Source organism: Microlunatus capsulatus, assembly GCF_017876495.1.
Taxonomy (GTDB): domain Bacteria; phylum Actinomycetota; class Actinomycetes; order Propionibacteriales; family Propionibacteriaceae; genus Microlunatus; species Microlunatus capsulatus.
This window is the reverse complement of record NZ_JAGIOB010000001.1, coordinates 1,454,031-1,467,012: the sequence shown is the minus strand read 5'-3', so window position 1 is coordinate 1,467,012 and position 12,982 is coordinate 1,454,031. Positions and strand designations below refer to the sequence as shown.

General features: G+C 75.1%; 10 protein-coding genes. 6 read left to right on the top strand and 4 right to left on the bottom strand.

Annotated elements, in window-relative coordinates:
- The first annotated feature begins 32 nt into the window (after window positions 1–32).
- From JOF54_RS06750 to JOF54_RS06730, 5 genes are read left to right on the top strand one after another with little or no spacing between them, the layout of a single operon-like run.
- Window positions 33–1,622 (top strand): ABC transporter ATP-binding protein, encoded by a 1,590-nt coding sequence (locus JOF54_RS06750; RefSeq protein ID WP_307803911.1) that lies wholly within the window; start codon window positions 33–35, stop codon window positions 1,620–1,622.
- On the top strand, window positions 1,619–2,839 hold the full coding sequence (locus tag JOF54_RS06745) for an ABC transporter permease (RefSeq protein WP_210054128.1): 1,221 nt from the start codon (window positions 1,619–1,621) through the stop codon (window positions 2,837–2,839). The genes JOF54_RS06750 and JOF54_RS06745 overlap by 4 nt, the downstream gene beginning before the upstream one ends.
- Complete coding sequence (locus JOF54_RS06740) at window positions 2,836–4,164, top strand: ABC transporter permease (protein WP_210054126.1); 1,329 nt, start codon at window positions 2,836–2,838, stop codon at window positions 4,162–4,164. Before JOF54_RS06745 ends, JOF54_RS06740 begins: the two co-directional genes overlap by 4 nt.
- Window positions 4,165–4,169: 5 nt before the next feature.
- On the top strand, window positions 4,170–4,613 hold the full coding sequence (locus JOF54_RS06735) for a cytidine deaminase (protein ID WP_281073618.1): 444 nt from the start codon (window positions 4,170–4,172) through the stop codon (window positions 4,611–4,613).
- Window positions 4,614–4,643: 30 nt separating this feature from the next.
- Window positions 4,644–5,723 carry an adenosine deaminase gene (locus JOF54_RS06730; RefSeq protein WP_210054124.1) on the top strand — a complete coding sequence of 360 codons (1,080 nt, stop codon included), beginning with the start codon at window positions 4,644–4,646 and terminating at the stop codon, window positions 5,721–5,723.
- 74 nt (window positions 5,724–5,797) lie between these two features.
- Here JOF54_RS06730 and JOF54_RS06725 read toward each other — a convergent pair whose 3' ends face one another.
- On the bottom strand, window positions 5,798–7,066 hold the full coding sequence (locus JOF54_RS06725; protein ID WP_210054122.1) for a M20/M25/M40 family metallo-hydrolase: 1,269 nt from the start codon (window positions 7,064–7,066) through the stop codon (window positions 5,798–5,800).
- 38 nt (window positions 7,067–7,104) lie between these two features.
- Here JOF54_RS06725 and metG point away from each other — a divergent pair, with 38 nt between their 5' ends.
- The gene (gene metG / locus JOF54_RS06720; RefSeq protein WP_210054120.1) at window positions 7,105–8,892 is read left to right on the top strand and encodes a methionine--tRNA ligase; all 1,788 of its coding nucleotides are present in this window, start codon (window positions 7,105–7,107) and stop codon (window positions 8,890–8,892) included.
- 22 nt (window positions 8,893–8,914) lie between these two features.
- On the opposite strand, the gene JOF54_RS06715 is transcribed toward metG, so the two are convergent.
- From JOF54_RS06715 to JOF54_RS06705, 3 genes are read right to left on the bottom strand one after another with little or no spacing between them, the layout of a single operon-like run.
- On the bottom strand, window positions 8,915–10,189 hold the full coding sequence (locus JOF54_RS06715; protein ID WP_210054118.1) for a glycoside hydrolase family 32 protein: 1,275 nt from the start codon (window positions 10,187–10,189) through the stop codon (window positions 8,915–8,917).
- 33 nt (window positions 10,190–10,222) lie between these two features.
- The gene (locus tag JOF54_RS06710) at window positions 10,223–11,059 is read right to left on the bottom strand and encodes a metallophosphoesterase (protein ID WP_210054116.1); all 837 of its coding nucleotides are present in this window, start codon (window positions 11,057–11,059) and stop codon (window positions 10,223–10,225) included.
- Window positions 11,056–12,915, bottom strand: a complete 1,860-nt coding sequence (locus tag JOF54_RS06705) for a putative nucleotidyltransferase substrate binding domain-containing protein (RefSeq protein WP_210054114.1) — start codon at window positions 12,913–12,915, stop codon at window positions 11,056–11,058. Before JOF54_RS06705 ends, JOF54_RS06710 begins: the two co-directional genes overlap by 4 nt.
- Window positions 12,916–12,982 lie beyond the last annotated feature (67 nt).

Here is a 12,982-nt window from a genome sequence, read left to right as displayed (position 1 = left end):
GGGCCGGTGGCCCCGTGTGGAAGGATCGCGACGTGACCGACCAAGCCCCGGGCCTGCGCCTGCGCGGGATCACCAAGCGGTTCGGCTCGCTGGCCGCCAACGACGCGATCGACCTGGACGTGCTGCCGGGGGAGATCCACTGCCTGCTGGGGGAGAACGGCGCCGGCAAGTCCACGCTGATGAACGTCCTCTACGGGCTGCTGCAGCCCGACGAGGGCGAGATCACCGTCGACGGCCGGCCGCAGGTCTCCCGCAGCCCCAAGGACGCGATCGCCGCCGGGATCGGGATGGTCCACCAGCACTTCATGCTCGTCCCGGTCTTCACCGTGGCCGAGAACCTGGTCCTCGGCCAGAACGCCGGCGGGCTGCTCAACATGCGCCGCGCGCGGCAGACCGTCCGCGCCCTCTCCGAGCGCTACCGCTTCGACGTCGACCCGGACGCCGTCGTCGAGGACCTGCCCGTGGGCGTCCAGCAGCGGGTCGAGATCCTCAAGGCCCTGGCCGAGGACGCCCGCTACCTGATCTTCGACGAGCCCACCGCCGTCCTCACCCCGCAGGAGATCGACGAGCTCATCGCCGTCATGCGCTCGCTGCGCGACGAGGGCAAGGCCATCGTCTTCATCACGCACAAGCTGCGCGAGGTGCGCGCCATCGCCGACCGGATCACGGTGATCCGGCGCGGCCGCGTCGTCGGCACCGCCCTGCCGAGCGAGTCCGAGGGCCACCTCGCCGAGCTCATGGTCGGCCGCGCGGTCAGCCTGGTCGTGGACAAGGCCCCCGCGCGGACGAGCCCGGAGCCCCGGCTGGTCCTGCAGGGCGTCTCGGTCGCCAGCCCCGGCGGCACCCTGGCCGTCCGCGACCTCGACCTCGAGGTGGCCGGTGGCGAGATCGTCTGCGTCGCCGGCGTGCAGGGCAACGGGCAGACCGAGCTGGCCGAGGCGCTGCTCGGGCTGGCCCCGCTGACCAGCGGCACGGTCCAGCTGGACGGCCGCCCGCTGCCCACCGGCTCGCCGCGCGACACCATCGAGGCCGGCGTCGGCTTCGTGCCCGAGGACCGCCAGCACGACGGCTTCGTCGGCAGCTTCACCGTCGCGGAGAACCTCGTGCTCAACCACTTCGCGGACGCGCCCTACGCGCGCGGCATCGCCCTCGACCTGGGGAGCATCCGCCGCAACGCCGACGAGCGGGTCGCCGAGTTCGACATCCGCACGCAGTCCGTCGACACCCCGGTGGCCTCGCTGTCGGGCGGCAACCAGCAGAAGGTGGTGCTGGCGCGCGAGCTCTCCCGCCCCCTGTCGCTGCTGGTGGCCAACCAGCCCACCCGCGGCGTCGACGTCGGCGCCATCGAGTTCCTGCACCACCGCCTGGTCGCCGAGCGCGACAAGGGCACCGCGGTGCTCATCGTCTCGACCGAGCTCGACGAGGTGGTCGCGCTCGCCGACCGCGTCGTCGTCATGTACCGCGGCCGCATCGTCGGCACGGTGCCGCCCAGCACGTCGCGCGAGGTCCTGGGTCTGATGATGGCCGGGGTGCCCGCCGAGGAGGCCCTGGCCAGCGCCACCTCGACCACCCGGTCCGAGGAGGACGCGGCCCTCGAGGCCGCGCTGGAGGAGGAGTCGTGACCACGACCGAGACCGCACCGGCGCCCGGGGGACCGGCCACGCCCACCGCCAGCCGCCGGCCGGCCCGCCGCTTCCCGTGGACCGACGTCGTCACCACCGCGGCCGCGTTCGTCCTGGCCTTCCTCGTCGGCGCGGTGCTGATGATCGTGTCCGACACCGAGGTGCGCAGCACCTTCGCCTACTTCTTCGCCCGGCCCGGCGACGCGCTGGGCGCCAGCTGGGACAAGGTGAGCGGCGCCTACGCGGCGCTGCTGCAGGGCGCGGTCGGCGGTTACGGCCCGCTCACCCAGTCCGCCGCCCAGGCCGCCCCGCTGATCTGTGCCGGGCTGGGCGTCGGCCTGGCCTTCCGGGCCGGCCTGTTCAACATCGGCGCGCAGGGCCAGGCGATCCTCGGGGCGATCGTGGCCGCCTACATCGGCTTCGCCTGGCACCTGCCCCCGGGCGTCCACCTGCTGGTGGCCCTGCTCGGCGGCCTCGTCGGCGGCGGGGTGTGGGGCGGCGTCGTCGGCTTCCTCAAGGCCCGTGCCGGCGCCCACGAGGTGATCGTGACGATCATGATGAACTACATCGCCGTCGGCCTGCTGTCCTACCTGCTGACGACGACGGCCTTCCTGCGGCCCGGCCGCACCGACCCGATCTCCCCGGTCGTGGACTGGAACGCCACCTTCCCCCGGCTCGAGGGCGGCCAGCTGCACCTCGGCTTCGTGCTGGCGCTGCTGGCGGCCGTCGGGGTGTGGTGGCTGCTCGACCGCTCCACCACCGGCTTCGCCATCCGCGCCGTCGGGGCCAACCCGCACGCGGCGGCCACGGCCGGCATGAGCGTGGCCCGGACGACGATCATCACCATGGCCCTCGCCGGGGCTCTCGCCGGCCTCGCCGGGGTGCAGGCCGCCCTGGCCCCCAGCGCCAACGGGGTGCCGGTGCCGCTGTCGGCCGGCCTCGTCGGCTCGGTCGGCTTCGACGCCATCACCGTCGCCCTGCTGGGCCGCTCGCGGCCGCTGGGCATCGTGCTCGCCGGCCTGCTGTTCGGCGCGCTGCACGCGGGCGGGCTCTCGATGCAGAGTGTCGCGGAGACCCCGCTGACCCTGACCACCGCGCTGCAGGCGCTCATCGTGCTGTTCGTCGCGGCGCCCGCCCTGATCGCGAAGCTGCTGCCCTGGCTGCGACGGCGTCGCCTGCGGCCCGTCGGGCCCGCAGCGGAAGGAGGGCTCGCGTGAGCTCCGTCCTCGACCCCGCCCCTGCGCCCGCCCCCGGCCCCCGCGCCGACGGCCCCGGTGCCGGCGACGGCTCCGCCGGCCGCGTCGAGTCCGCTGAGCGCCGCCGGCAGCGGATCTCCACCGGCGCGCTGATCGCCCTCGTGGGCGTGCTGCTGCTGGTCAGCCTGGGCTCCACCAGCGGCACGGCCCGCTTCGCCCTGTCCAACGCCTTCGACGAGGTCCAGCTGCCCACCGTCGGGCTGCCGGGGCTGCCCACCGTCGCCGTCTGCGCCGTGGTCTGCCTGGCCGCGGCGGCGGCGTTCCTCTCCGGGCGGCTCCGCGGCCGCGCCCCGGCCCTGGCCGGGACGGTGGCCGGGCTGGCCGTCGTGCTCGGCTTCCTCACCTGGGCCGCGGCCGGTCGGGACCTGCCCTTCCCCGTCAGCAACCAGCTCGCCGGGACCCTCGCCCTGGCCACCCCGCTGGTCTTCGGCGCCCTGTGCGGCGTGCTCTGCGAGCGCGCCGGCGTCGTCAACGTCTCGATCGAGGGCCAGTTCCTGTCCGCGGCCTTCGCCGCCGCCGTCGTCGGCAGCCTGACCGGCTCCGTGCCCGCGGCCATGCTGGCCGCCGTCCTGGCCGGGCTGGCGATGGCCGCCCTGCTGGCTGTCTTCTCCATCAACTACCTGGTCAACCAGGTCGTCCTCGGCGTCGTGCTCAACCTGCTGGCCGTCGGCATCACCGGCTTCCTGTTCGACCAGCTCGTCCAGCCCGCGGCCGACCGCTACAACTCCGCGCCCGTGCTGGAGACCCTGCCCATCCCGGTGCTGTCGCAGATCCCCTTCTTCGGCAGCGTGCTGTTCGCCCAGACCGTGCTCGCCTACCTGGCGGCGGTCTCGGTGCTGGCGGTGTGGCTGCTGCTCTACCGCACCACCTGGGGCCTGCGGGTCCGCGCCACCGGCGAGCACCCGGAGGCGGTCGACACCGTCGGCATCAGCGTCAAGACCATGCGCTGGTCGGCCGTGCTGGTCGGCGGCCTGTTCGCCGGGCTGGGCGGCTCGTTCTTCACCCTCGCCTCCACCGGCTCGTTCTCCAAGGAGTTCACGGTCGGCAACGGCTTCATCGCCCTCGCGGCGGTGATCATGGGCCGCTGGCGGCCGGTGCTGGCCACGCTGATGTGCCTGTTCTTCGGCTTCGTCACCCAGATGGCCTCCCAGCTGCAGACGCTCAGCACGCCGATGCCCAGCCAGTTCCTGCTGGTGCTGCCCTACGTGGCCACGATCATCGCCGTGGCCGGCCTCGTCGGGCGGGTGCGACCACCCGCCGCCGACGGCGTGGCGTACGAGAAGTGAGCGCCCTGGACCGGGAGGGCGCAGCCGCGCCGTCCGGCATCGACTGGGAGCTCCTCCGCGCCCGCGCGCGGGAGATGACGGCGCTGGCCTACGCGCCGTACTCCGACTACCAGGTCGGCGCGGCCGCGCTGGTCGACGACGGCCGGGTGGTCGTCGGCTGCAACGTCGAGAACGCCGCCTTCGGCGTCACGCTGTGCGCGGAGTGCGGGCTCGTCTCGGCCCTGCACGCCAGCGGCGGCGGCCGGCTGGTCGCCTTCGCCTGCGTCGACAAGCGCGGCCTGGCCCTGATGCCGTGCGGCCGCTGCCGCCAGCTGCTGTGGGAGAACGGCGGGCCCGAGTGCCTCGTCGACACCCCGCAGGGCGTCCTGCCGATGACCGCGGTGCTCCCGCAGGCCTTCGGGATCGACCAGCTCGACGCCGTCGACCGGCACCCCGACACCCCCGCCTGACCCGCAACGCCACCGAACCCGAGGACCCCCATGACGCTCGCCCCCGACCTGCTGCGCTCGCTGCCGAAGGTCTCCCTGCACGACCACCTCGACGGCGGCCTGCGGCCCGCGACGGTCTTCGAGATCGCGGCCGAGATCGGCCACCCGCTGCCCGCCGACAGCCCGGAGGCGCTGGGTCGCTGGTTCGCCGAGTCGGCCAACTCCGGCTCGCTGGTCCGCTACCTCGAGACCTTCGACCACACCATCGCCGTCATGCAGACCCCGGAGCACCTGCGCCGCGTCGCCCGCGAGTTCGTCGAGGACCTGGCCGCCGACGGCGTCGTCTACGGCGAGGCGCGCTGGGCGCCCGAGCAGCACACGCGGTCCGGGCTCACCGAGGCCGACGCCGTCGAGGCGGTCCGCGACGGGCTGGCCGAGGGGATGCTCGTCTGCGCCGACCGGGGACAGCGGCTCCAGGTGCAGCAGCTCGTCACCTCGATGCGGCACGTCGAGCCCTCCACCCGGATCGCCGAGCTGGCCCTGGCCTACCGCGACCAGGGCGTCGCCGGCTTCGACATCGCCGGCGCCGAGGACGGGTTCCCCGCCGAGCGGTTCCTGCCCGCCTTCCAGCTGCTCAAGCAGGCGAGCTTCCCCTACACGATCCACGCGGGCGAGGCGGCCGGCGTCGACTCGATCTGGGGCGCGCTCCAGGTGTGCAGCGCCAACCGGATCGGCCACGGCGTGCGCGTCGTCGAGGACATCACGACCAACGACGACGGCTCGGTCACCCTCGGCCGGCTCGCGGCCTACGTCCGCGACCAGCAGATCCCGCTGGAGCTCTGCCCCTCCTCGAACGCCCAGACCGGCGCCGTGGCCTCGCTGGACGAGCACCCCTTCGCCCTGCTCGACGGGCTCGGCTTCCTGGTGACGGTGAACAGCGACAACCAGCTGATGAGCGGCACCACCCTCAGCCACGAGATGGGCGTCCTCGTCGACCACCTCGGCTTCGACCTCGACGGCCTGGAGCGGGTCACCCTCAACGCCGCCGCCAGCGCCTTCCTGCCCTACCCGCTCCGCGAGGAGCTGATCGACGACGTCATCCTCCCCGGCTTCGAGGCCGCGCGGGGCTGAGCTCCCACCGACGTGTCAGAACTGCTGTCGGTCAGGACCGACGTCAGTTCTGACAACTCGGCCCCCGGCCGGCGTCAGGTGCAGTGCCGCAGGATCACGAGCGTCAGGACGCGGGCGCAGGTGAGGACCTCGGCCAGCGGGACCCGCTCGCCGGGGCCGTGGGCGGTGCGGATGTCGCCCGGGCCGTAGTGCAGGGTCGGGATGCTGGCGCCGGCGTAGAGCCGGAGGTCGCTGCCGTAGGGGGCGCCGCGCTCGGTCGGCGGCGGACCGCCGGCCACCGCGGAGTGCGCCATCCCGACGACGTCGCGCAGCACGTGGCCCGAAGGCAGGTGCCCGCCCGCGAACTGGCCACCGGGCCAGGTCACCACGGGCGGGTGGTCGCGCAGGAACGGGTCGGCGCCGGCCGCCTCCGCGACCGCCGCCTCCAGCTCGGCCCGCGCCGTCGCCGGGTCCTCCTCGACGCGCAGCCCGTAGCGGCCCTCGGCCACCAGCCGGTCGGGCACGCTGCTGGGCCAGTCCCCGGCCCACAGCCGGCCGACCGAGAGCGGGTAGGCGACGGGCAGGTGCCGCAGCAGCGGCTCCGGGTCCTCGTTGCGCCGGTCCTGCAGGGCGGCCAGCGCCCGGTGCAGCCCGAGGTAGCCGTCGACCGCGGAGACCCCGACGTAGGCCGTGCTGCCGTGGGTGGCGACGCCCGGCACCTCGATCCGGAAGGTGAGCGCGCCGGCGTTGGCCGTGACCAGGTCCAGGCCCGTGGGCTCGGGGATGACGCAGGCGGCGCCGCGGTGGCCGCGCTGCAGGGTGGCGAACGCGCCCAGCCCGCCGTCCTCCTCGCCGACGACGCAGTGCACGGCGAACGGCCGCACCAGCTCGACGCCGCTGGCCCGGACGGCGGCGGCCGCCGCCAGCACCGCGGCGAGCCCGCCCTTCATGTCGTTGCTCCCGCGGGCGACGAGGTCGTCGCCGTCGAGGACGGGGGTGAACGGGTCCGAGCCCCAGGCGTCGAGGTCCCCGGGCGGCACGACGTCGACGTGGGCCTGCAGCACCAGCGCGGGCACCGGGTCCTCGCCGTCGCGGCCGCCGGTGGTGCCGACCAGGCCCCACGCCTCGGCCCGCTCGACCTCCTCGCCCGGGTGGCCGGGGTGCGCGCGCAGGGTGTGGAGGTCCAGCGGCCAGTGGTCGACGTCGTGGCCGAGGTCGGCCAGCCGGCGGGCCAGCAGGGCCTGGATCTCGGCCTCGGCCGCGCTCCCGCCGACGCTGGGCACCGCGACCAGCTCCTGCAGGGTCGCCACCGCTGCGCCGTCGTCGAGGGCGGCGAGCGCGGCGGACTCGGCGGGGGTGAGCACCGGCTCAATGTAGTGGCGCTGACGCCTAGGCTTCCCCCATGAGCTCACGCGTGCTGACCGCCGTCGCGTGGCCGTATGCCAACGGCCCGCGCCACATCGGTCACGTCTCCGGATTCGGGGTCCCGTCCGACGTCTTCTCCCGCTACCAGCGGATGATCGGCAACGACGTCCTGATGGTCTCCGGCACCGACGAGCACGGCACGCCGATCTCGGTGCAGGCCGAGCGCGAGGGGATGACGACCCGCCAGCTCGCCGACAAGTACAACCGGGTCATCGTCGACGACCTGCAGGGCCTCGGGCTCTCCTACGACCTCTTCACCCGCACCACCACGCTCAACCACTACGCCGTCGTGCAGGAGCTGTTCCTCGGGCTGTGGAAGAACGGCTACGTCGTCCCCAAGACGACGATGGGCGCGGTCAGCCCGTCGACGGGCCGGACCCTGCCGGACCGCTACATCGAGGGCACCTGCCCGATCTGCGGCTACGACAGCGCCCGCGGCGACCAGTGCGACAACTGCGGCAACCAGCTGGACCCGGCCGACCTCATCGACCCGCGGTCGCGGATCAACGGCGAGACGCCGAAGTTCGTCGAGACCGAGCACTTCTTCCTCGACCTGCCCGCGCTGGCCGGCTCGCTGGGGAAGTGGCTGGGGGACCGCACGGACTGGCGGCCCAACGTCCTCAAGTTCAGCCAGAACCTGCTGGCCGACCTGCGGCCCCGCGCCATCACCCGCGACCTCGACTGGGGCGTCCCGGTGCCGCTGGACGGCTGGCGCGACCAGCCGATGAAGCGGCTCTACGTCTGGTTCGACGCCGTCATCGGCTACCTGTCGGCCTCGGTCGAGTGGGCGCGCCGCACCGGCGACCCCGACGCCTGGCAGCGCTGGTGGATCGACCCGGAGGCGCTCAGCTACTACTTCATGGGCAAGGACAACATCGTCTTCCACTCCGTCATCTGGCCGGGCATCCTGCTCGGCCACAACGGCGAGGGCGACCACGGCGGCAGCACCGGCCCGCTGGGTGAGCTCCGGCTGCCCGACGAGGTGGTCTCCAGCGAGTACCTGACGATGAGCGGTGCCAAGTTCTCCACCAGCCGCAACAAGGTGATCTACGTCGGGGACTTCCTCCGCGACTTCGGCCCTGACGCGCTGCGGTACTTCATCGCCGTCGCCGGGCCCGAGACGACGGACTCCGACTTCACCTGGGACGAGTTCGTCCGCCGCACCAACTTCGAGCTGGCCAACGAGTGGGGCAACCTCGTCAACCGCTCGGTCTCGATGGCCCACAAGAACAACGGCGCGGTCCCGACGCCGGGCACCCTGACCGACCTCGACCACGCGCTGCTGACCACCGCCCGCGGCTCCTTCGACGTCGTCGGGGAGCTGCTGGGCCGCAACAAGCTCAAGGCGGCGATGGGTGAGGCGATGCGGGTGGCCGGCGCGGCCAACAAGTACCTCTCCGACGCCGAGCCCTGGAAGCTCAAGGACGACCCGGAGCGCCGCGACACCGTGCTGCACACCGCCCTGCAGGTGGTCAGCGACGTCAACACCCTGATGACGCCCTTCCTGCCGCACGCCGCGCAGAAGGTGCACGAGGCCCTCGGCGGCAGCGGCGTCTGGGCGGCCGAGCCCGAGGTCCGCGAGGTCTCCGAGGAGGGCGGCCCGGACTACCCGGTGATCATGGGCGACTACGCCTCGGAGCAGGCGCGCTGGGCCAGCCGGCCGCTGGAGCCGGGCCGACCGCTGGTCAAGCCGACGCCGCTGTTCGCCAAGCTGGACGAGAAGCTGGGCGCCACCGGACCCGACTGGGCCCCGATCGAGTCCTGAGGGCCCCGCCGGTTCCGCCGGTTCAGCCGGCCGGCAGCTCCAGCCGGTGCACCCGCGCCATCCCGTCCACCCGCCACCGGCTCGTCGGGGTGGGGTAGGCGCGCGTCGTCAGGCTGCGGCCGTCCGCCGCGAAGGCCTCGACCAGGCTGCCGTCGACCAGCACCCGGACCGCCCCGCCGGCGGCGAAGGCCGGGTCGAGCACGAGCTGCTCGTGGTCCCCGTCGGCCAGGGTGAGGCCGACGGGCCCGTCGGCCAGCACCTCGAAGGCCTGCTCGGCGAACGGCCCGGCCGCGTCCAGCACGGCCCCGCGCAGCGCGTCCAGCTCCCGGGCCGGCCGGCTGGTCAGCACCCCGTCCACCAGGCCCAGCTCGCGCGGGCAGGTGAGCAGCCCGGCCCAGCCGGCGTCGGCGACCTGCTCGACGCTGCGGCCCAGCTCCCAGGACCACCCCCACAGCAGCACCCGGTCGCCGTCGGGCAGCAGCTGCGGGGCGTAGAAGGCGGGCCCCTCGTCCAGCACGCCGCCCGTGGTGGGCACGAAGCGCAGGCCGGCGCCGGCGGGCTCGAGGTCGCCGACGAGGTAGCGCACACCCGACAGCTCGCCCTCCCCGTCCCCCACGGCCCGCCACAGCGACAGCACCAGCAGCCAGCGGCCGTCCAGCCGGACGAGGTTGGGGCACTCCCAGATCTGGGCGTCGGCGACGGCCGCGGCCACCGGGTCGTCGTCGGTCAGCAGCGGCCCGAGCGGCTCCCAGCGGCGCAGGTCGTCGCAGCCCCACAGCAGCAGCCGGGGCCGGCCGTCGCGGCCGGAGCCGCCCGCCCCCTGGACGCCGTAGCGGCGGCCGTCGACGGTGAGCACGAAGGGGTCGCGGACGTCGGTGACGGCCGGGTCGTCGGGCGCGGGCACCACCGCCGTCGTCCCCTGCTTCCACTGCCGCAGCGTGCGGTCGCTGGTCGCCAGCAGCACCTGGGCGTCGGAGGCGTGAGCCGTCACCGCGCTGTAGACCGCGGTGGGCACGCCGTCGTCGTCCACCAGGCAGCCGGTCCAGCAGCCGGCGGCGTCCGGGTGGCCGGGCCGGGGGACCAGCGCGACCGGCTCCTCGGTCCAGCGCAGCAGGTCGGGGGAGCTGACGTGGCCCCAGGCGATCTCGCCGTGCACCGGGGCGCCCGGGTTGTGCTGGAAGAAGACGTGCCAGGTGCCGTCGACGTGCGCGAGCCCGTTCGGGTCGTTCAGCCAGCCCCGCCGCGGACGGGGGTGCAGCACGGGGGCGGCGAGGTCGCCGTGGTCGTCAGAGGTCACCGGTGGTCTCCGTCCAGGGTCGGGAGCGCCAACCTACGGCGTGACCCGCCCCGTGAGCACGAGCGCCCGCCACGACGACGCCGCCCGGCGCCCGTGGCCCGGGTCCACCCCGACCAGGCGGCCGCCGACCAGCCTCGTCGTCTCGTGCCGGGCCGTGACGTCCAGGTGGGTGCGGACGGCCAGCTCCGGCGGCACCCGGAACTCCTCCTGCGACCAGTCGTAGACCGAGCTGTGGCCGTGCACCTGGCTGAAGGGCAGCACGTGCTCGACCCAGCCCGGGACCAGCTCGGTGGCCGCCGCGGCCCAGACCGGCCCGGCGGCGCGGTGCGGCCGGCGCCCCGTCAGCATGTGGCCGGGCCGGAACAGGGTGGCGTCCTCCCGGCCGGCCAGCGCGTCCAGTCCCGCCGCGGCCGCGGTGGCGTCGGCGGGGGCGCCGAGCTCGGCCCAGAACCCGGCCGTCAGCCCGGCGTGGGTGACCAGCAGCTCGTCCTCGTCGGTGCCGACGGCGGCGGCGACCCGCATGGCGCCGTCGGCCCACCAGCGGCGCAGCACCTCCCGGACGTCGGGGTCCAGCCGCTCCGGCCAGTCGAAGAGGGGCTCGCCCAGGTACTGGGCCTCGTGGTTGCCCACCAGCTGCACCCACTGCCGCGGCTGCGTCCTCAGGTAGTGGTCGGCCAGCGCGACCACCCCGGCCGAGTCGGGGCCCCGGTGCACGAGGTCGCCGACCTGCACGACCGTGAGGTCGTCGGGCAGCCGGCCGGTGGCCGGGTCGGCGCCCAGCCGCACCAGCTCGGCCGCCAGCGCCTCCCGGTGCCCGCCGACGTCGCCGACGACCGCCACCCGCCCGTCCGCCCCGGGCTCCCCGCTCACGACGGCGGCGGCGAGGCCCAGGCCTCGACGGGCACGTACTGGGCGACGTTGTCCATCCGGCGCTGCACCGACGCGACCTCGCGGACGGCCTGGGCGATGACGCTGCGGTCCAGCGGGGAGACCTGCTCCATCCGCAGGACGTCGGTGGGCCGGGCGCCGCGCTGGTGCTGGCGGACCTGGTAGCGCAGCCGGAGCCGCTGCAGCACCTCGAACACCTCGACGAGCGTCTCGCCCTGGGCCTGGGGCAGCATCGCCGAGCCGGCGGCCGCGCGCAGCCGCTCGGTGGTGGGCAGGGCCGCCGACCCGACGCTCAGCGCGGCCCAGCGGGCCAGGTTGACGATGGGCAGCACCGCGTGGTCCTTGACGTCGAAGCTGCCGCCGCGCCGGCCGAGCAGCCCGCGGGCCGGCGGCTGCTTGGCCCGCCGCGCCAGCGACTCCTGGAGCAGCAGCCGCATCGTCCCGGGGTGCCGGCGCAGGTCGCTGAACACCGCGGCCGCGGCGGGCAGGCCGGGGTCGCCGTGGATGGGCCGGGCGTCGACCAGCAGCGAGGTCATCACCGCGCCCTGGTTCTCCGCCGGCCGGGCCAGCCACTCCCGCGCCGCCTGCCGCCAAGCCGTGTTGGTGCGGGCGAAGGGGGACCGCTCGGCGCTGGCGCCGTGCTCGTCGCCGTTGATCCCGGCCCGGGCCAGCACCCGGCCCACCTCGGCGAAGACGGCCCGGTAGCGCTCCAGCAGCTCGGGGTCGGTCGCGTCGTCGAAGGCGACGGCGGAGTCGACGTCGGAGCTCAGCACCGCCTCCCGGCGGCCGTGGCTGCCCAGGCTCAGCCAGGTGAAGGCGTCGGCCGAGAGGCCCGGGTGCTGCTCGACGACCAGGGTGAGCGCCCGCCGGACGACGGCGTCGACCAGCGCGGAGTGCACGGCGACGACCTTGTCCGAGGCCAGCCCGCGGCGCAGCAGGTCCCCGAGCACGCCGGGCACGGTCCGGGCCCGCAGCTCCAGCTGCTCGGTGCTGGCGGCCCGGCGCAGCTGCTCGTGCACGGAGACGCCCGCGGTGGTGGGGGAGACGGCGAAGTCGCGGGGGGAGACCACCCCGCGCAGCACGCCCGCCCGGTCGGTGACCAGCAGGAACTCCGCCTCCCGGTCCAGCAGGAGGATCAGCGCCTCGGCCGCGGAGTCGCCGAGCACGGCCGTCGGGCCGGCGGGGTCCATCACCGCCGCGGCGGGGGTCTGGTCGGAGCGCCCCGCCAGCAGCACCCGTTCCCGGAGCAGTGCGTCGGTGACGAGGCCGTAGCCGCCGCCGCGGGGGTCGTGGACGGCGGCGTAGCCGGCACCGGCCTCGGTCATCAGCCGGGCGGTCTCGGCGACCGTGGTCGTGGGGCCGACGACCACCGGGGGCCGCACGATCAGCTCGTCGACGGTGCTGTAGGCCGGGGCGGGGGCGGCCGGGCGGCCCGCGGCGGAGACCTGCTCGGCCAGGAACCGGGCGCCGGGCCGGGACGCGAACGCCGGGGCGACGACGGAGGCGGGGATCCGGGCGACCGTGGCCTCGCCGGCCGCCACCGCCCGCGGCCCGACCGCGCGCTCGGTGAGCATGGAGGAGAAGCCGAAGACCCCGCCCGGGCCCAGGTGCTCGTCGGGCGGCCCGTCGAGCGCGTCGGCGCGGTTCCACAGGTCCACGGCGCCGGCGATGACGAGGAAGACCGAGGCCGACGGCGCGGTGAACGCGTCCTGCACCAGCTCGCCGCGGTGGAACCGGGTCACCTCCGCGGCGGCCGCCACCGCGCGCAGCGGCTCGGGGCCGAGGGCGTCGAAGGGCGGGTAGCCCGCGAGCAGCGCCGTCAGGTCCTCGCTCACCACGTCGGCCATCCTCCCAGCCCCAGCCCGCGGCGGGGTGCGCCCGGCCCGGCCCTCCCGTCGCGGGAGG

What these genes read in the sequence shown, in the direction of transcription:
- JOF54_RS06730 (WP_210054124.1), top strand. Translation starts at nt 4,644, where the DNA reads ATGACGCTCGCCCCCGACCTGCTGCGCTCGCTGCCGAAGGTCTCCCTG.
- metG (WP_210054120.1), top strand. Translation starts at nt 7,105, where the DNA reads ATGAGCTCACGCGTGCTGACCGCCGTCGCGTGGCCGTATGCCAACGGC.